The 20200-nt window shown below is 32.4% G+C and carries 22 protein-coding genes; 1 reads left to right on the top strand and 21 read right to left on the bottom strand.

What is annotated here, in order from left to right:
* Positions 1 to 177: 177 nt before the first annotated feature.
* The 3 genes from KQI42_RS16225 to KQI42_RS16215 all read right to left on the bottom strand — a co-directional run bounded on the left by KQI42_RS16225 (position 178) and on the right by KQI42_RS16215 (position 1676).
* Complete coding sequence (locus tag KQI42_RS16225; protein ID WP_216521270.1) at positions 178 to 546, bottom strand: DUF4180 domain-containing protein; 369 nt, start codon at positions 544 to 546, stop codon at positions 178 to 180.
* 66 nt (positions 547 to 612) lie between these two features.
* Positions 613 to 1182, bottom strand: a complete 570-nt coding sequence (locus KQI42_RS16220) for an alpha/beta fold hydrolase (RefSeq protein ID WP_216521269.1) — start codon at positions 1180 to 1182, stop codon at positions 613 to 615.
* 17 nt (positions 1183 to 1199) lie between these two features.
* On the bottom strand, positions 1200 to 1676 hold the full coding sequence (locus tag KQI42_RS16215; protein WP_216521268.1) for a helix-turn-helix domain-containing protein: 477 nt from the start codon (positions 1674 to 1676) through the stop codon (positions 1200 to 1202).
* Between the two features lie 212 nt (positions 1677 to 1888).
* On the opposite strand from KQI42_RS16215, the gene KQI42_RS16210 reads away from it, so the two are divergent.
* Positions 1889 to 2329 (top strand): DUF4037 domain-containing protein, encoded by a 441-nt coding sequence (locus KQI42_RS16210; RefSeq protein ID WP_216521267.1) that lies wholly within the window; start codon positions 1889 to 1891, stop codon positions 2327 to 2329.
* Positions 2330 to 2527: 198 nt separating this feature from the next.
* On the opposite strand, the gene KQI42_RS16205 is transcribed toward KQI42_RS16210, so the two are convergent.
* From KQI42_RS16205 to KQI42_RS16120, 18 genes are all read right to left on the bottom strand, one after another.
* A complete protein-coding gene (locus tag KQI42_RS16205; protein ID WP_216521266.1) occupies positions 2528 to 3385 on the bottom strand; it encodes an AraC family transcriptional regulator in 858 nt (285 codons plus the stop codon).
* 97 nt (positions 3386 to 3482) lie between these two features.
* Positions 3483 to 3818 carry a DUF6054 family protein gene (locus KQI42_RS16200; RefSeq protein WP_216521265.1) on the bottom strand — a complete coding sequence of 112 codons (336 nt, stop codon included), beginning with the start codon at positions 3816 to 3818 and terminating at the stop codon, positions 3483 to 3485.
* Positions 3819 to 4358: 540 nt separating this feature from the next.
* Entirely contained in the window at positions 4359 to 4736 is a 378-nt protein-coding gene (locus KQI42_RS16195) for a BlaI/MecI/CopY family transcriptional regulator (protein WP_216521264.1), read from the bottom strand.
* Positions 4737 to 4789: 53 nt separating this feature from the next.
* Complete coding sequence (locus KQI42_RS16190) at positions 4790 to 5458, bottom strand: hypothetical protein (RefSeq protein WP_216521263.1); 669 nt, start codon at positions 5456 to 5458, stop codon at positions 4790 to 4792.
* Positions 5459 to 5579: 121 nt separating this feature from the next.
* Positions 5580 to 6380 carry a TraX family protein gene (locus tag KQI42_RS16185; protein ID WP_216521262.1) on the bottom strand — a complete coding sequence of 267 codons (801 nt, stop codon included), beginning with the start codon at positions 6378 to 6380 and terminating at the stop codon, positions 5580 to 5582.
* A gap of 1 nt (position 6381) precedes the next feature.
* Positions 6382 to 7836 carry a M56 family metallopeptidase gene (locus KQI42_RS16180; RefSeq protein ID WP_216521261.1) on the bottom strand — a complete coding sequence of 485 codons (1455 nt, stop codon included), beginning with the start codon at positions 7834 to 7836 and terminating at the stop codon, positions 6382 to 6384.
* Positions 7837 to 8337: 501 nt separating this feature from the next.
* Positions 8338 to 8859, bottom strand: a complete 522-nt coding sequence (locus KQI42_RS16175) for a GNAT family N-acetyltransferase (protein WP_216521260.1) — start codon at positions 8857 to 8859, stop codon at positions 8338 to 8340.
* Between the two features lie 457 nt (positions 8860 to 9316).
* Positions 9317 to 10405, bottom strand: coding sequence for a helix-turn-helix transcriptional regulator (locus KQI42_RS16170; protein ID WP_216521259.1), 1089 nt, complete (start codon positions 10403 to 10405; stop codon positions 9317 to 9319).
* Positions 10406 to 10703: 298 nt separating this feature from the next.
* Entirely contained in the window at positions 10704 to 11498 is a 795-nt protein-coding gene (locus tag KQI42_RS16165) for an APH(3') family aminoglycoside O-phosphotransferase (protein WP_216521258.1), read from the bottom strand.
* Positions 11499 to 11754: 256 nt separating this feature from the next.
* Positions 11755 to 12954, bottom strand: coding sequence for a type III PLP-dependent enzyme domain-containing protein (locus KQI42_RS16160; RefSeq protein WP_216521257.1), 1200 nt, complete (start codon positions 12952 to 12954; stop codon positions 11755 to 11757).
* A gap of 508 nt (positions 12955 to 13462) precedes the next feature.
* Entirely contained in the window at positions 13463 to 14326 is an 864-nt protein-coding gene (locus KQI42_RS16155; RefSeq protein WP_343231708.1) for a methionyl aminopeptidase, read from the bottom strand.
* Between the two features lie 36 nt (positions 14327 to 14362).
* The gene (locus KQI42_RS16150; protein WP_216521256.1) at positions 14363 to 14758 is read right to left on the bottom strand and encodes a helix-turn-helix transcriptional regulator; all 396 of its coding nucleotides are present in this window, start codon (positions 14756 to 14758) and stop codon (positions 14363 to 14365) included.
* Between the two features lie 211 nt (positions 14759 to 14969).
* Positions 14970 to 15641, bottom strand: a complete 672-nt coding sequence (locus KQI42_RS16145; RefSeq protein ID WP_216521255.1) for an ABC transporter ATP-binding protein — start codon at positions 15639 to 15641, stop codon at positions 14970 to 14972.
* A gap of 39 nt (positions 15642 to 15680) precedes the next feature.
* The gene (locus KQI42_RS16140; protein ID WP_216521254.1) at positions 15681 to 17249 is read right to left on the bottom strand and encodes an ABC transporter permease; all 1569 of its coding nucleotides are present in this window, start codon (positions 17247 to 17249) and stop codon (positions 15681 to 15683) included.
* Positions 17250 to 17272: 23 nt separating this feature from the next.
* Positions 17273 to 17443 carry a hypothetical protein gene (locus KQI42_RS16135; RefSeq protein WP_216521253.1) on the bottom strand — a complete coding sequence of 57 codons (171 nt, stop codon included), beginning with the start codon at positions 17441 to 17443 and terminating at the stop codon, positions 17273 to 17275.
* Complete coding sequence (locus tag KQI42_RS16130; protein ID WP_216521252.1) at positions 17413 to 17607, bottom strand: hypothetical protein; 195 nt, start codon at positions 17605 to 17607, stop codon at positions 17413 to 17415. Before KQI42_RS16130 ends, KQI42_RS16135 begins: the two co-directional genes overlap by 31 nt.
* 77 nt (positions 17608 to 17684) lie before the next feature.
* Positions 17685 to 18920 (bottom strand): sensor histidine kinase, encoded by a 1236-nt coding sequence (locus KQI42_RS16125; protein ID WP_216521251.1) that lies wholly within the window; start codon positions 18918 to 18920, stop codon positions 17685 to 17687.
* A gap of 52 nt (positions 18921 to 18972) precedes the next feature.
* Positions 18973 to 19662, bottom strand: coding sequence for a response regulator transcription factor (locus tag KQI42_RS16120; protein ID WP_216521250.1), 690 nt, complete (start codon positions 19660 to 19662; stop codon positions 18973 to 18975).
* Between the last annotated feature and the right edge of the window lie 538 nt (positions 19663 to 20200).

Genomic DNA, 20200 nt, shown 5'->3' with positions numbered 1-20200 from the left:
ATTGAGAGGAATTCCTGGATATGAACATCTTCTTACGGAAGTAACTGAGGTTTGATTTTTCTTGCCATAGAAATTTTTCCTTTCCGTTTTAAATTTTGTGTATGAAAAAAAGCCGTCACATTTTGTGATGGCTTTAAGACGAAATTTACTTTTAGGAAAACTTCTATCAATCTCAACCTATTGAGCGGAAGCTAATTTGTCAATTGCCTCATCTACAGTGGAAACAAAAAACACATCCTTACCGTGATTACTCTCATATATAAAATCTTTTAACGGCTTACTCGAATAGATAGAGAAATCGCCAATAATAGCAAATTTCATATGATAGTTAATAAACTTTTGAAGTATTTCCCCTGCAAGACGAGTGCTTAGATTAAAAAAATCTTCTGATATGGCTTCTTTATTTAACGCCATTCGATTACATCCTGTTTCATATTTTACAGTTGCCATAAGATCTAAAGACGACTGAATATCTATTATAATCGGCTCATCACTTTGAACAAGCGCAATTGAAGTGTTATTTCTTATTATTGTTCTAATATTCATAAATTGTATTTCCCTTCTATATAAATTATCAAAAAGTGTCTATTTGTTTGGCAATAATAATACTACCTATAGTTGATCTGCTAAAAAGACCTTTATCTTATCTGCAAGATTGACAATGGAATGTCCGACATCTGGCAGAATATTTATCGTTGCATATGGCACTAAATCACGTAAACGTTCTGCAGTTTTCACAGAATGGAGCATTATATTTTTCTCACCTACAAACAGTGCGGTAGGCATAGTCAATTTCTTTAGTTCATTGTCAGTAAAAAGTGGAATGGTTTCATTTGCATCTAAAACATCATAGAGCCATTCCGTATAAGAAGCCCCTTCTAATGAAAACTGGGTTTCATCACTTTTACCTGGTTCACCGGGTATATCCACAGCATATACTCTGTAACTTTTAGAATACTCTCTAACTTCACCTATCCACATAATAGAATTCATACCAGTACCGTGAAGTAATATAAGAGGCGGAGCACTTTTTTCACCACTTGCTATAATATGTGTTTTTCCATAACGTGTATCAGTATAAATTTCTTTACAAGGTGAAACCCATTTTTGAAGAAATGAATCGTATGCTTTCATAATCTCATTTTTTCCCGCTTGCGTTTTAAATGCAATTTGTGTTTTCATTCATTTTTTCTTCCATTTCATTTTAAATTCGTTGAATCTACAAGCAGAGAAATTGAGCTCAACATTTCTTCAATAAACTTTACTTGCCCCCAAAGCAACACCCTTAATCTATTTTCTTTCTCATAATATTTCACGTTAATCGTTGAATTCTGCACTTCAGGATCTTTGCAATTCATTATAGCTATAAGAGTGTTTGATATTCGCATATACTGATCTTTATCTATTTCATCAATGTCTATAACCGTTGATACATTTATTCTTTTCTTTACAATATTTGAGGATGCTTCATGAGTAGAAAATTCAAAATTTTGTTCTCCATCTATTTTTTCATTATTCATTTCCATAAAAGAGCTTAAATCATGGTTAGAAATTCTCCACTGCTTTCCAACTTTACTTGCAACCAACTTACCTTCTGTTATGAATTTTCTTATGGTTTTGTGATGCATATCTAGCATTTCTGCAACTTGATTAATTGTGTAAAACTTTTTTTCCATATAAATTTATCCTTTCATTATCCATCTGTATTAGGATTATAACAGACTTTATTGCCATGGTCAATTATTTTATTGTATTTTATTATACTTTAATTGACTTTACTGCATTTTATTGCACTCTTATATTTGTTTTTTCTTATAAAATATATTTCCACTGTTATTTTCTTCGTATACAAGTTACAAATAGGATATTCGCACAATAGCCAAGTACAGTGAAATGGTATCTTATTTGGAGTACGGAACGCCTCATTCCCCGTGTAGAAGAAGCAGGTGACTTGTTAGGCTCTCAGCTAATAGTACATAAGTCAATTCGAATAATTGTCGAAATATACTTTCTTCAACACAAACAATACAAACCGTATGACAAATGGCTAGGTTCTACATTTAAAAACATTGATACACATCATTTCTTTGAAAATACTATATTAGAAATCACATCTTCTAAAGATATTAAATATCAAATTGAGCTATTGCAGAGAATGCTTTTTCAGTTGGGAAATTATCACAATACGCTTAGTCTTTCAAGATTTGTAGAGCCTAAAATAACTGAATATGAAGTTGGTGTAAATAACGCCATTCGCCCCTATTTGATCTTTAATTCCAGTGATTATAAAGATGCCCGCATTGAGAAACTAGCAGGCCAATACAAGTAATGGCCTAATACAATGTAGGGCAACCAATTCATCTATAATTGAATTGATTGCCCTACTGTCCTGTTACATACCAAGATAAGCATACCACCTTGGACGCCATATATCCCATGAAGCTGATGTTTTATGAGGTTTACTTAATATAGAGAAGATTTTGAATAAGAATTGTTTGGTCTTCCACTAAAAAATAATGTGCTATTATTATTTCTCCTTTTTTATCACCGGAATCCAAACCTCAAATTTTGCATTTTGAGGGTCCGCATTAAGGTAAACCTCAATATCAGGTGCATTGGCATATTCATAGCCAGAGGTTGGTAGCCACTCAGTTACAATTCTTCTTTCAAGTTCCTGTATAGAATTAGGCATTATGCCTTCACCAGAGAAAATTGCCCATGTTGTAGCAGGTATTACATATTCATCAAAACCTTCTGCTAAATCGTTGCTATTTGCCACAGCAATAAAATATTTCCAATTATTTTGCTCGTTACAAGCACTCACTCCAAGTATACCCATAGGGTCATCTTTCATCATAGCTGTAAGTTTTTCAATTGTTCCATTCATGGCAGCTTTTTGCCACATTTGCGGTACTATCTCAAAGTTTTTCTCAAGTTCATGGTGTAATGGCTCATAAACACCAATGATTCTAAAAGCATCTTTCTTTTCAATCCTGTAATTCATTTCAACATCTCCCTTAATTGTAACTTTGAAGCTGATAGGTGGAAATGCTTTTACAGTAACACCAGCTAATTTAGCCTGTGATGGTGCAATCCCATGTATACTTTGAAACGCACGATTAAAAGCGGTAGGTGAGTCGTAACCATATTTGAGAGCAATGTCAATTACTTTTTCATCACTCTCTTGTAAATCCACAGCTGCCATTGTCATACGTCTACGTCGAATATATTCCGAAAGCGGTACATCTGCAAGATATGAGAACATACGTTGAAAATGATATGTAGAGCAACACGCAATCTTTGCAATTTCCTCATAACTAATTTCTTCCAATAAATGTTCTTCAATATAATTAATAGCATCATTTAATCTCTTAATCCACTCCATCTTTCAGCCTCCTTAGATTCAAGTATAATACTGTATGCAATTCAACACCTCTCTTTCTATGCACAAATATGAGAGATTGTATATTTCTCCTTACCATTTAAATCCTATATTCTGCTAAGGCATTTTCTACACAGGTTTCAAAACTTTTTGAAGCTCCCCAATCAAATCGGAACAATCCTTCACCACCACCGCCAGATATGGAATGTACTCTTGTAGCACCTTCCATATTATCAATGATTACTGTAAGTGTAAGTCTATTTCCTGCTCTATAATAATGTTTTTCATAAACAGAAATAATACAAAGTTTACCATTTTCGCCATACACTATATGAGAATCTATAAGTTCTCCTGTAACACTGCCATCTATAATTTCTCTATTAACAATTTCATCAGCTTGTTTAGGTTCTAGATTCACTCGCATATCTAATGCCATACTTAACACCTCCTAAGTTTTATTTAGTTAGTCCATATTTTTCAATAATTCTTTTTTCGCCTTGTTATTCCTTCATCATTTATTCCAAGAAATTTAAGGCGTTTACCGCTCATAATACATTATTTCTTAAACAAACTAAAATCATAACCTTTTCAACTACGACTATGTTTTGTACCGTACTCATTTTCTTCCTATGAAACAAGATATAAAAGTACAAGTATCAGTTCCTTTATTTTTTCATCCATAGCATTTGTCTCAAAGTATATATTCATAAGTATTATATAATATCATACTAGCTTTTTATACGAAAAAATTGTAAGTAGATAAATTAATATATCTAAAATATTATCATCTTCTCATAATCACCTATTTTATCTCTTGCACTATTTTCCCCTTAGATTTTCTATAAAAATGATTTTTTAGCTTACATAAAAATAAAAGCATTAAGATTTTTTATCTTAATGCCTCTTGATTTTTCATATTTTTATTGTGCCATTCATAGAATAGTTCTTTTACTAATGGATTGAAAAATCGTGTATATCAATCCCTCTGCTTTTTTGCCCATTTCATCAATTCTTCAATATCATCATCAGTAAACTCTTTACCATCATATAAAGTATTTACAAAACTAAGGAATGAGTTTTCGTGGTAAAATTTCATGAAATTTTTTGTTTCAAACTTTAAATATTCTTCTTTTTCTATCAATGGAAAATAAGTACGTTCTTTTCCGTTTTTTTCTGTTCTTAAAAATCCTCTTTCTACTAACCTCATCATAAGAGAAATTACAGTAGGAGCTTTCCAATTCCTCTCTTTACCCAATTGTTCCATTACTATATTAGTAGTAATTGGTGGTTCATTCTCCCACACCACTTTCATAATTTCAAATTCTGCATCAGGCAGTCTTTTCATATTCCTCATTTACATCATCTCCCTAAAATCCAATAATTGATATTGTTTAAAAACTTAAATCCTTATTGAATCACTTCAACTATCTTTTCAATCCTACCATTGGTATCCCTTATAACTTCTAGAGATATACCGGCTATATTATACTCATCGTAAAGGAAATTAATTGGTCTATCCTTATACATCCATACTTTTATTTCCTTATCATAGGAAATTCCATATTTAATGTATGAATTAAGAGAATCATCTACATAGTTTTGGTCACTAACCTCAATAATAACATCATCATTTTTTAAATCATCATTAACATTTTCTTGAATCACGTCAGATATATTTTTAAAAGAAGTCTTGATTTTATCTGTCCGGTGATCGTATTCTTTTTGACTCACAGGCTCAACACCTACTAGTTCATACTTTTCATTACGGATACCACGTAAATCAACATCCCCATCTGCATAACTAAAAGAATTATAAAATCCGCTTTTATCCAGCTTATCAGCGAAAAACCTTACTAATTTTCCATTGTAAAAAAACCTATCTTTTTCTTGGTCATAAGTTAATTCATATTTAGAGTAAATCGAATATTGTCTTGCTTTTTCTTCCTTGTTTTTCTGCTCCTGTTCTGCAATCTCCTTATTGAATAATTGAATATTACCTTCAAAAGTATTTGCACGCTCCTTGGTAGCCACAGAAGTAAATGAAGCTCTAGCTATAATAATACCAGTGAGTATCAAACAAATAATCGTGACAATATTTTTTCTTTTGTTTCGTATCCATATATTCTATTTTTCATACTCTTCTTACCTCCATAGAAATTCATTGAGAATGTTATTTACAATGATATTCACTATACTATCAGCCATTAACAAGATTTCGTAGTAAAGCTAATATTAAAAGATGTGCAGGATAAAAACCATACATGAAATACTGAATAAATTTATTACTTTTCCCCTTTTCACCATTATAAAAAAATGTAACAAGTACACCTAAATATTGACCAAAAACATTAATAACATACGTTCTAATCAAGTTTGGATCATTTATAGTAGCAATACCAAGCCTCAACCTCGATAATATTATGATAAAAATCCAAATCACTGCCCGTTTATTCTTGGGTATATCTTTCAGTAAGTAGAACATAAAAATAATTATGATATAAACTTCCCTACCCTCTGCATGAATAATAAAGGCCAGAATAGCAGTAAGAACTACCACCCCAAAGGCTAGAACGATATTTTTTTGTTTTAGTTTATCAAAGGCATAGATTGCAATTAACCCTAATCCTAATGTAAACATAATATTTAGGCCTATGTCCTCAAAATTTATTCCCATACCCCTTTTAAAAAACAAAATATAAGGTATTTGAGAAATTAATGCAAAAATAGTTATGCGTGCAATATATTTTTTCACATTATGTGTATGCATATATCCGTTTGCAATACAGAACATAAAAATTGGTGCTGCTAACCTACCAATATACGGTATCACTCTGACAATAATATCAAAAATCTTATATACCATCTGTTCACTGCTAGGATTATTTACTGCAATTCTATCGAATAAATTGGCAATAGGCATTATTACAGGAAATATTCTATCAACATGGTCAAAGAGCATAGATAAAATTCCGATTATTTTCAATGTTAAAAAACTCATATCATAATCCCCCTTTACCATTTTCAATACTAAAACTACATCCAGAGGATGTATCAACCTTAATATTTTTGGGATCATATGATATAACTATATTTTCATCTCCATCTACAGATTTTGAAACCATAACACCATTCTTAATATCCTGTAATATTTGCTCGTACATTTGAATCGTTTCATCAACCATTTCTTGTGTCCAAACATACCAGCCTTCCGTTGAATTCCAGCCACGCTCACCAATAATATTTTGTAACTCTACTTTTTCAGTATCTAACCACGCTTTATAACCATCATAAGTCCACCACTCAATATCTGTTGTTGGAAACTTAGCTTCATATTCTTCATCTGTCATCAAAACCCATGTTGCTCCATCATCCCAACTATAAAAAGTTTCTCCTGTTTCTTCATCAAAATACGATACCGTCATGTTATATTCTTCAGTCTGGCCATTAAGCTGTGTATTATCCTCGATGGCCTCTATATTGGCACTTGTAGTAAAGGTCATACCTGTAATCATAACACCAATTATTACTAAACAAATAATCATAATACCTGCCTTTTTCTTTTTCATATCCATGATTGAAAAGATTCTATTTTTCATACCTTCCTTACTTCCATAAAAGCTTGTTGAGAATGAAGTTTGTATTCTTGATTGATTTTTAATGGCAGAAATTATAGTTTCACTATACTGTTGTCGTTTATATATATTTGCATCCTTTACCACTTCTACATCACATGAGATTTCACATTGCACTGCTATTGCTCTTGCCATTAAGTAAACTATTGGATTAAACCAGTTAATAACAACTGCAAGAAATATCAGACCTTTGTACCATAGATCTTTACGCTTAAAATGAACCAACTCATGCTTAAGTATAAATGAAAGCTCATCCACAGGAACATTTTTTGAAGGAAGTAAAATCACTGGCTTAGAAAAACCAATCATCATCGGGCTTGTAATGCAGGAACAAAATAATAGTTTTGTTTGATTGTATATTTTTAACTCTACTTGTAAGTGCTGCACAATATCCAATATTGTTGGTTCAGTAATTTCTTCACTCCATCGTTTTGCTATTCTTATGAAGCGCCGATGTCTAATAATATGATAACTACTACATCCTATAACTCCTATGATCCATAATATTCCTATCCACCAATACCAAGGAGTCATCCATATACTATGGCTTATTGCCTCAGTTTGAACAATATCTTCAATTACATTTTTTAAAGTTATCTGCTCAATATAATATGGAGCTATTGTCTCTTTTATTTGAAGTATGGGAATCTTAATATTAGGTCTAAGTGGAACGATAAATCCAATCACTATAATTAGCCAAGAATAGTAGAGCCATTTAGCTGTATATCTTTTAGCAAGAAATGGAGTAAGTAATATGTAGAGTAGTGAAAGTACTGACATGGAAATAGAGCATTTGAACAATGCAATTAGAAATTTATGCATACTAATCCCTCCACTTTTTTATCCATTTTATCAATTCTTCAATATTATTTTTAATAATCTGTTTTATATCATATAAAATGTTTACAAGATTAATGAGTTCAAATTTTGCAGCAAGTGCTTTTTCATACTATTCATCAATATCATCTCCTTTTTAGACAATTGCCTTTATCCATATTATACATTTGTCTAAAATATAATTCAATATATTTCAAACAAATATTTTACATTTGCCTAAAACATTATTTAAAAGATTAAATAGAATTTATCTGCATCCAGTCCAGCTATATTTTATTCATGTTACAATAAAAAATATATCTTATATATAGTAATGTGAACTTTTCTCCTTTTACAATTGAAGTGATAAAAAAGAAACCATGCCTTCAGTCCCTTTATTTTAATTCTTGGCTCTGTTAGAGTAAATTATTGATATATACAGACTAAAACATGTAGTTCAATTTCAGCCTAAATTTGAACTACATGTTAATACACAAATTGAGAATCTTATGAATTGAGTTTATTAGTATACTCGTTTTTTAGAATTGACATCACAATTAACGATTCATAGTTTTCATTATATAGAATACATTCTCTTAAGATACCTTCTTCAATAAATCCTTCAGATTTATAAAGATTTTGTGCCCTTTGATTTTTATGTCTAACATCAAGCCATAACCTATGTGCATTTAATTGTTCAAAAGCAACTTTCTTAACTAATTTTAGTGTTTCCCTTCCTAAGCCTTTACCTTTTTTTGATATTACAACTCTCCTAAATTCAATATTTTTATTTGGGTTTGTAAGACCTCCTATAATTACATATCCAACAGGTTTATTTGTAGTTTTCTCTTCAACTATTAAATGTAAAATATCTTCCTGAAATAATGAATTCCTGTGTTGTTCTTTTGTCCATTGATCAACATATTGTGCATTATCAGGTTGACGTTCAGAATCAACTACAAAATTTAAATCGTCTTCCTGAGTATTTCTTAAGATTATAAAATCAGATTTTTCTACAATTTCTTTCATGTGTGTCCCCCCTGTTTGGTTCATCATAATTTACTATAATGTATAATTCAATACACACATTATACTATGATTACATTTATTTACAAGTTACAATTATATAAATATGACTATTCTTACTTCATAATTTTTAATACTTGTATCTACAAAACGAATTGTACTATACATACATTCTCTTGTAGAGTTACTTTGGGGCTTATTTTTCTTACCATATAGTTCTTCCTTTCTAATGACGAAAAAAGTGAGCATATCAAAATGCTCACTTTTTTAGATATTTATTCATCTGGATCAAATAAAAAATGAATATAATTCATTTTACAGAAAGATTTATTGGTTCAATTCGACGTATTCCCTATATTAGGAGCTAATCTAAAATTACCCAATTACATTTTTTTCTTTGTCGTAGGGTGGGGTTATTCTACGATTTGTGATTTGTACTTTCAAACTACCACGAACTATACTATAATCTGTTGTACTCATCAATCATCATTTGATATTGCAAATCCCCAAGTCCATATTCTGGAAAAAGTAACAATAAGTCAACTATGAGATTTTCTTTACCTAGATTGCTCTTGATGTACTTTACAATTGGACTTTCGTCTCTCTTATAAGTTAAATACATTTTTATCGCTTGATAAGTAACAGGCATCGTTTCTAAAACAGGCTTTTGATGGCTACATAAAACAGTTTTGTAAATATCCGAGTAGCCGTTAATGTCAATCTCAAACGCCTCAGACAACATATCATCAATTCTTTCAAGTGCCATACAAAAGAGAACATCGCCGTTATATCCGATTTGTTCGAGATACGCAAGAATTGTAATCAAATTCATCTGGCAAAACATATCATCGCCAAACCACAAGACGATAATATTAAATTTTTCTTCAAAAAGAGGTTTTAATGGTTCGAATACAATTTTTTGGTATTCTTCCTCCGTCGTTTCTAATGATTTAACTCTTTTCTCTATAAAAGAATGCGAAAATATTTCAGTATCGGTTTCGCCCCAGCACATTGCTTCATTAAACGGCACGTAGATTGCTTTTTCTTTGATAAGCTTGTTATTTTCAAATTTTTCAAGCATACAAGAACCATTGAGAACATGCAGAATGTTCACAGGATATTTTTCTTCAATTTTCTCTTGAAGATTCTTGATTTTGCCTTTCATAACTTCATCTCCTCCATTATCATAAAATGAAGAAATGTTTTTTTGATATGTTTCTTGAATCGGCACTTGCATCTGTCTATATTTATTGGGTGTTATACCGAACACGCCAGTAAAAGCACGAGAAAAAGCTTCCTGTGATGAATAACCGTATTTTACCGCAATATTAATAATTTTCATATCAGTGTTTTTAAGATTTTCTGCCGCACAGGTAAGACGACGTTTTTTCATGTATCTTTTCATAGTTTCGCCAAAAGTCTGATGAAACAATACAGAAAAATAATACGGTGAATAGTTACAGTATCGTGCCACATCATTCAAAGAAAGATCACTTGTCAGGTTTTCCTCAATATACGAAACCGCCTTTTTAATTTCAGATTGCATCATAAAACATTCCTCCTTTCGATAACAGAATAACATAACCATAGTAATTTGTTTTGATAATAATTGCGAAGATTATATAAATTCTCTCCCTTATAGAATAGAAAAATTTTTAAATTACTTATTGCTAAAAATTCATTTTTACATCTGTCATTTCTTGTTCTGTTCAAATGTAAACATTCTGGTTATGTAATGTAATTTACTTTACATCATAACCCAAAAATACATATTAGAATATTGTCTTGGTACTTTCATTATCGGTAACACTTAATATCATATGAATCATCTGTTGAAATCCTTAATACTAAAATAATTCATCCAGTAAAATATAATACTTTATTTTTTCCCAATCAGGTTGTACGTCAAGTAAATCAAAAAACAACCTGACATATTTTTCTTCCCCAATATCATGTCTAATAGACCTGACACAGAACGCAATATCATACCATTTATCTGCTTTACCACTTCTTCCCAGATCAATAAATCCACTTATTTTATTATCTCTCACTAAAATGTTGCTATCTCCCAGGTCACCATGTGAAAAGACTAATTCTTCTCTTGGCTTGTTAGCCTTTAAAAAATCATATAGCTCATCTGGTTCTTTGAATGGAGTATCCTCTTCCCAATTTTCACAATCCATATCTGCTAAATTGTTATTCATCAGATAATCTAATTCTGTTAATCGATTATCTGTATTATTATTAAATGGACAATCAGAAATATCGATGGATTGAAAAAGTTTGATGCACTCAACGTATAGCTCAATAATCTTTTTAGGGTTTTCATATGTTTTATACTCTTCGTAAAACATGGTACCATCTACTTCACTCATGAGGAGAAAATTCCAACCCCCATACTGTTCAAAGTATAAAACTTCTGGAACAGGCAACTTACCTTTTAACCATAGCATCATATCTTTTTCACGTTCAACATCATATGTGGTTCCTTTATATCGACTATCCATCATTTTTAAATATAGGTTCTCATTTTCTCCAACTAATTTATATACTTTAGCAGGAGACATGCCCTCTGTATCTTTTATGTAACTATACTTTTTAATCAATTTATTTAATTGCGGCGATATTTTCTGATTATCCATTTACATTTCCCCTTTCTGATATTAATTTAAATTTACTTGCGGTAATTTTATAATGATGCACAAAATATAAAGAATACGAACAAATTCCGATTCACTTATGCCCTAATATTATAAAACTTCAAGTACCAAAAATCACTTTTTCATAAAGTGTATAACATAGTATCAACGGTACTAATTTTGAAACCACATTTATGATAGAATTTACAATCTAAGGGGTACAAAATGTCCTTTCATTTTTTCGTGTTAATCTACTGGTTTATTTCATACATATTTCACCGTCTGTCTTCAAGTAAAACTGAAAAGGAAGAGAATGGCTTGAAAACAATATTGGTGACAATGAATATGAATAGCTTCCAGCTTTTGATACTATCACTATATCACCAATATGAGCTTTTGGAAGCACCACATCTTTCACCATTATATCCGTTGCTGTACAAAGACTTCCTACGATAGTTACTTTTTCAAAAACAGACCTTTCTCCTTCAGGAATCATAAATTCAAAAGCATCTTTTACTGTAAATAGCGGCTCGGAAGCTTTTAAATTGCTGTCTTCTGGTATATAATCCATTAAAAGTTCTGCAATTGAAGGCCTTAGAAAACCATTAAGCCCTTTTTCTACGATTAAATATTTTATTCCCATTGACTCCTTTATATCTACTATTCGAGTAACATACTGACCAGCTTCGCAAATTATAAATCTACCAGTTTCAATTATAAGTCTTGCATTGATTTTATCCTTAAACCTTCGAATCAATCCTTCACATTCATTGCTAAGCTTTTCAACATCAAGAGGAGCATCATTTGCCAAAGAATACACTATGCCAAGCCCCCCTCCAAAATTAATAAATTCCATTTCCCAACCCAAAATTTCTTTACAGAACAGAGCTAGTTCAAAGATTCTCTCGTAGTATTGATATAGTCTACTGTGATCAAGGACCTGGCTGCGCAGATGGACATGAATTCCAACAATTTTTATATTTGATAAGCTATTGAGAAAATCTTTCTGCTTTACTAATGTATTTTCATCAACACCAAACTTGCTACTTAAGCAGCTTCCACTATCCATAGCGAAGTCTATATTTATCCTTAATCCCACTTTTATATTCATATTTTTTTGTTCTGCAATGTCATTAAGTAATAACAATTCATTGTAACTGTCTGCCACTATTATTGCCTTATCTATGGTTTTTTCAATATCCCTACGTGTTTTTCCAGGTGTTGAATAAAATATTTTTTCATAAGATAAGCCTGCTTTCTGACTTATAATTACTTCTTCAACTGAAGCTGCATCTGTACCAAATCCTTTTAGGGCTGCAAAATGTATGATAGGAGCAAAAGGATTGGTCTTTACTGAATACAAAAACTCAAACTGTGGAAAATTATCTAAAAGTATTTTAACCTGCCTAGAAATAATACTTTCATCATAGATGTAGAATGATCTATCGTACTGATCCATCAAATCTTTAATAATGCTTAGCTAGTTTTCCATAAAATGAATTTCTCCTTAATATAATATTTTAAATATTCCATATGTTTTTGTTTTTTCCTTTATTTAAGCAAAAATTATTTCATTTCCTGAGTCAGTCAATCAGCTAAGATAACGAAAATTAAACATATGTCCCATTGATACATACATTAATTGAAATAGAAAAGCAAATAAAATTATTATATGATATCTCATTTCTTTTATTTCTTATTCCATAGAATTAGCTACTTTCTCTATTTACTTATTAGGATTTGATCCGCATACGAATATAGAGACATTATATTCAACATCTATGAATCTATAGGACAACTTCTTTAGCCAAAAACAAAGCAAATTTTTAATTTAACTTTATAAAAATAGAACCTTATCTTAACTGACAGGTTCTATTTTACCAAACATCGTACAAGTTAGATAATTTATAACTTTTTTACTCACTGTATATAAATCTATTCAACAAATTCTTACTTTTACAACTAAATTAATATGCCAATACCTCATAGCCATCGTCTGTCACTAGTACCATCACTTCCCATTGTGCTGATAGCTTACCATCTGCCGTATAAATAGTCCAACCATTTTCCTCGTCCAAAAATATTTCGTCCGTCCCCATATTGACCATAGGTTCTATTGTAAATATCATACCTGGCACCATTAACATTTCAGTATTCTTCTTTGAAACATAACTTACCCAAGGATCTTCATGGAAACCTAAACCAATTCCATGTCCACCAATGTCTTTTACAACAGAATATCCATTTTTAATAGCGTGTTCATGAACTACTTGCCCCATATCCCCAAGAAAGCTCCAAGGCCTTACTTGCTTTAATCCTAAATCGATGCATTCCCATGCTACACGAACTAGTTTTTCCTTTTTTTCATCCACATCACCAATACAGAACATTCTTGATGAATCCGAAAAGTATCCTTTATAAATCGTTGAAACATCCACATTAATAATGTCCCTATTACACAATACTACATTTTTTGATGGTATTCCATGGCAAACTTGTTCATTAACAGAAGTGCATACACTTTTAGGAAATCCTTGGTATCCAAGTTGCGCAGGAACTCCACCAAGTTCTTTTGTTTTTTGATAGACGAGCTTATCAATATCATCTGTGGTTATACCTTCTTCTATATATTCTTCTACAGCATCTAAAACCGCTATATTGATTTTACCACTCTCACGTATTCCTGCAATTTGATCGGGTGTCTTAATCATTTCTCTTGAAGGTACTATATGTCCTTGCAGTTTATACACTTCAACCTTATTATCAAATTCAGCATGGCATTTCTTATATTTTTTGTGACTCCCACACCAGCATAAATCATTTCTTCCTATTTTTTTAAATATATTATCCCTCCTTCCATTACTAATTTAGTCTTTTAAAGTACCAAGAAATTCTTCTTCTGGTACCAGAAGTATATTCGGTCTCATATATATTTGAATAGTAGTTAACCGCTTTCTATATTGAGAAGGAGTACATCCAAAAGCATCAACAAAAGCTCTTGTAAAAGCTTCTTGGGAAGAGAAACCATATTTTAATGCTATGTCTAAAAACCTAGACTGTGTATCTCTTATTTCTATGGCAGCAAGACTTAATTTTCGTTTGGATACATATTGTTTAAATGTAATTCCAACATTTTCATGAAATTTAGCTGAACAATAAAATGGAGAATATCCAACATAATTGGACATTTCAATCAGAGTTGGATTTTCTTTTATATTCTCTTCAACCCAATCAACCATATTTTCTATCGTTTTTAAAGACAATTATTATCCCTCCTTCTCCCATAGTGTTATTATATCATTCTCTACTAATAAAAACTTGATATGACTTGTGATATTAATAAGATTAATGTACAATCTTATATAATGCTGACCTCAAAATGAGCGGTTTATTTAAACTTAAAAAAATCAGCAAAGTAAATTACTTTGCTGATTTTTTTAAGTTATTAATTTACTTAAAGCGTTTATAAAAGTATCATTTTTGTTTCATTTGCACAAGTTTTCCATCACTCATACCGTAAATGATATCGGCAATAGTCGTTACCTTTTTTGAATGAGTTACGATAATTACGCACTTTCCCTCATCATGGGCAAGAGAGGTAAATATTTTCAAGATTTGCGCTTCGGTATCAGTATCAAGATTTCCTGTCGGCTCATCCGCGATGACTATTCCAGGATTATGTGATAACGCTCTTGCAATACCAACCCGCTGTTGCTCACCACCAGACAACTTTAAAATTTTACGGTCTGCGGTTTCTTTATCAATCCCTACTTTTTCAAGCAGAGTATAAGCGAATGTTTTTTTATCAGGCTCATGGCTTTCGCTGATATTCATCGAAAGCACAATATTTTCAACTGCTGTTGCGTTTGTAAGAAGATTAAAGCTTTGAAAAACAACACCGATTCCTTTAGCTCTGTATTCATCTCTATCCAGCTTTTTCAGGTCGCTTTTCCCATGCAAAATAACACCATCTGTGCAGATATCAAGCCCTGCCATGAGTGACAACAAGGTTGATTTGCCTGATCCAGATTTTCCTACAATGGTGTAAACCTTTCCAGCTTCAAAGGTTACATCAATACCTTTAAGTACATTCTTTTTCGTACCCTCGTATTTATAAGTAACATTTTGTAATGTTAATACATCCATAAGTTAATTCCTCCCATATTGCCACCGGCAGATTACCGGCTAATTTCTTTCCATGAGTATCTTTATTGGCTCATACTTCGTGATTTTGGTAATTGAAACAATTCCTGCAAAAGAAGCAAGAAGTATAGCGATTATAATAATTTCCATAATCGTATAAGCGCTGAGCGCGATTTTCATCTCAGAAACTGGCTTTGCATTAGCTTGTACTCCTCCACCAAGTTGTGCACCTCCGAGTACCATACCACTAGGGTTTCCTGAAGTGATAGTTCCATCCCCGGGACTTTGAGAAGTGTTTGCCTGTGCCGCTTCTACCTGATTTTTCAAGAGCATATCTGACACTGGTTGTGCGACCATAGTACCAATACCTAAACCTATTACAAGGCAGATACAGGTGATTGTAAGAATTTCAAGCCACAATCCAAAGGCAACCTTTGCTTTTTTCATACCCATTGCTCTAAGCACACCAATTTCATACTTACGTTCTCTGATAGAAATTGAAGCAAGCAGCAATAAAATAATAGAACCAAGAATCATAACAACGACCATAAATGTTATTGAAATACTTTTTAATCCCTCAACAGGCTTTACTACTTTTTCGTAGGAAGCTGTGTCGGTATCCACATTGAATATATCAGAAAGACCCTTTGCTCTAACCTCTTCATCAAATTCTGGAAGTAGTTCGGGGTTTTTCAGATAATAGGTTACATTCACCATTACCCCTGTTTCATCAATACTACGCTCTGCAAGTAATGTGTCAAGTGTTGTCAGTACTTCGTTACGTCTGTTAAGTCCTGCAGATTTTGGCATATTTGAGTTTGCATACTCATCGGTTAAGTCAAGATAAACTCCAACAACTGTTAATTTATAGGTAACCTCGCGCTGTAAACGCACGGTGCCCATTGCAGATATGGAAACCGTATATTCTTTATCATTAACAGTCACCTTGTCACCGTCCTGTGCATTGCTGAAATCCATATCGGACGGCGTATCTACGCCCATATTTGCCGTAAATGTCAATACATCACCAACAGTAATACTGTTATTGTCACTAAGCTCGGAACTAATAATACATTCTCCATCTGCTTCAGGCAGTCTGCCACTGTCAAGACTTCTCAGTCCATCATTAAAGTTCTGCCAGTAATCACCATACAGCTTATAATTTCCATTACTTCCGGCACTTGTCATTATACCGCCACCGCCGCCAACAATAGACGCAGAGTTTGTCTCTGATTGATTTGTGTCATCTTGGTCAATTGCTCTTATATCTGCGTTGTTCGCCGCAATAGAACCTGTGGCAATACTTTCTTTCAGATAATCAGAATTGGCAAACTGCAAAAGTTGTTCCGAAGGTATTTCGGGTTTTTTAATAAGCACCTTACCATCTGTCGAGTTTTTTCTTGCTTCTTCCATTACTTTTTGCATATTGGGTGTTATATAAACCTGAGATGCAAAACGTTCTTTGTATTCCCCAATAACAGCCGAAGCAGTATTGTTAATAATCAAAGCTATAACGGTTGTAAGTACAATCGCGAAAATAATCGCACCTATCATAATGTTTCTGCTCTTATTACGCATAAGATTTTTTAATGCGTTTTGTAGAATATACATACTGGCTTAAGCCTCCTTTCCAGCTATTGGTTGCTATCATCTTCCACTATCTCAAAATCATCAAAGAATTCATCATCTTCACTACTTTGACTAGAAGCAGAATTTTTTGGGTTTCCCATTCCAATTGATGATTTAATTTTCACATTGGTTAATTTTAAATAAATCATACCACTTGCATACAATATCGCTGCCATACATAATCGCTTACTTGCTCGGCGGTTGCTCCCTGTAATTCAGCATCTTTCAACATTTCAATCTGCAGCGGAATATACAAAATAAGCTGAGCAATGCCTAACATCAGAATAATTGCCGAAATACAAAAAATGATAATGGGAATAATCTGTGGTTTTGGCTTCATAAAGTCCCTCCTTGTTTTATAAATCTAAGGTAATTATAATAAGCCAACCTTTAATAAAACTTAAATTTCCGAACTCTTTACAGAATAAATGTAAAGGTAGCACTTTTTCCCTCGACACTCTCCGCTTGAATTTTGCCGCCCATACTATCAATAATTTCCTTGGCAATAGAAAGTCCGAGACCATAACCTCCGTCATGTGCTCTTGACGAGTCCACACGGTAAAAACGGTCAAACAACTTTGGTAGGCTTTGTTTCGGTATGCCATTTCCTGTATTTTTCACGGAAAAAGTAGTATGATTTCTGGATTTTTTTAATGTAACAAAGATACTACCATTTTCATTTACATACTTTACTGCATTGTCAAACAGTATCATCACAACCTGCTTCACTTTTTCACTGTCACCATTTACAATCATGTCAGGCTCAATATTCTGTGACAGCTTTATACCTTTTTCAAAAACGACAGCTTCCATTGCAAGCAAAACATCTGTGACAATATTGCTGATGTTAAAAGGTAAATGCTTATTATTTACAGCCCCGTTATCGGTTTTAGCCAGATATAAAAGATCACTTACGAGTTTTCCCATTCGGTCTGTTTCAGCGTTGATATAGTTGATCCATTTCTGCTGACTCTCAATGGTTTCGGTTTTGTTTGCATACAAAGCATCAATATTGGCGTTGATGATAGCAATCGGTGTTTTCAGCTCATGAGAAGCATCTGCGACAAACTGCTTTTGTTTCTCGTAAGCTTTTTCAATGGGAGCAACAGCATGCTGGGCAAAAAACAAGCTGATACCGAATATCACAAAAAGCATGACAATGCTAATTGCACCAAAGGTGAGTAAAAGCTGTGAAAGGATTTTATAAGAGTCGGTTACATCTAAAAAATAAATCTGCTTAATAACTTTCGTTTTGGCTACGGTATCGAAGTTTCCTTTTCCTTTTATAAGAAGGTTTGCGTTGATAGGCTTAATTTTATAAAGCCAACGCTGACCATTAAGAGAAATGACAGAACTGTCTTTTTTTGCGGATATAGCAAGCTCAGTGGCCTTTTCGTATATCTCCTCGGTTAAGTCAATATAAGAGTGAATACTAAGCAAGTCATTATCATCGCTAATCAACACATTAAAAGCTGAAGCATAATCATTCGGTATTTTTCCCATAAATATTCTATCGGTATTATTGCTTTCATCTGTATTAAACAGCGGATTTATCATAATGGGAGACATGACCGTATTGTTAAGCTTGATTTGATTTTCGTTTTGTATATTTGTGTAGGTTATAATGTAAATAGCGATAAAAGCTGCAATCATTATGACCGAAATGATTGACATATTTAGTATGATAAACTTATTCCGTAATCTTTTAAACACTTTGCTCACCTTTTAATTTCAAAGTATAGCCAACTCCTCGCACCGTTTGGATAGAAGTTTTAGATCCTATATGACTTAATTTTTTACGCAGAAACGAAACATAAACCTCAACATGATTATCCTCGCCTTTACCATCGTACCCCCACAGTTTTTCTATAATCGTGTTTTTAGAAACGATCATACCTTTCATATTTATTAGTAGCTCCAAAAGCTGACATTCTTTCAAAGTTAGCTTATATGATTTTTTCCCGCAATATAATTCAATAGTGTGGGGATTTAGGTCGATATCCCCATATGTTAGTATATTTTCCAATACAAAATTATCTTTTCTTCGACTCAAGGCTCTAAGTCTTGCGAGTAATTCCTCAGTTTTAAAAGGCTTAGCCAAATAATCGTCTGCTCCGGCATCAAGACCTTTTACCTTATCGTCAGTTTCCCCTTTGGCAGTAAGCAAAATAACGGGAGTGGATATGCCATTCTTTCTAATTTCCTTTAAGACAGACAGACCGTCTTTCTTGGGAAGCATGATATCAAGAATAATAATATCGTAAATTGCAGATAAAGCGCAGTCCAGTCCGTATTCGCCATCATGTGCCAAGTCAGCAATATAATTGTTTTTCTTTAATACATTCGCAATAGCTTCCGCTAAATATTTTTCATCTTCAATCATTAAAATCCGCATTTTAAACCTCCTGTACACTTTTGTTTATTATTGTAACTCGTATTCCTTTAATCTACCTTAAATAACAACTATCAATAAAAATATTATCATATATTACAAAATTAATAGTACCTTGTTGACTTGTATTTTTATGTAATTTTAACATGATACATCATATGGAATAAGCATAGGAGTAGATGGAAATAAATACCACAATATAAAAAGTTCCATCTTATCTGATGCCAAGATTACATATATGGAAAGTAGTTCGTCAGGACTTTTTAGCTAACATTCTCTGGGATTACGAACAGCTTAACTATTAGCGAGTAAGGATTGTGACTGAAAGAGCAACTATAGATAATGCTGCTATAATTATTGATGATACAAACTTTCCTAATTCTATGGAACTTAATCTACTAAAATCTGTGCTATGACTGATATTTCATCTGGCATATAGCTTCCCAAACATAATTTTCATGACATCAATGTGCCTATCATCAAAATCTTTATATCACCTAAGAAAATCTTTCAAAAATAAAATATATTGACTTAGCTTAGT

Source organism: Tissierella simiarum (assembly GCF_018917865.1).
GTDB classification, from domain to species: Bacteria; Bacillota; Clostridia; order Tissierellales; family Tissierellaceae; genus Tissierella_C; species Tissierella_C simiarum.
This window is presented reverse-complemented; position numbering and strand designations above follow the sequence as displayed.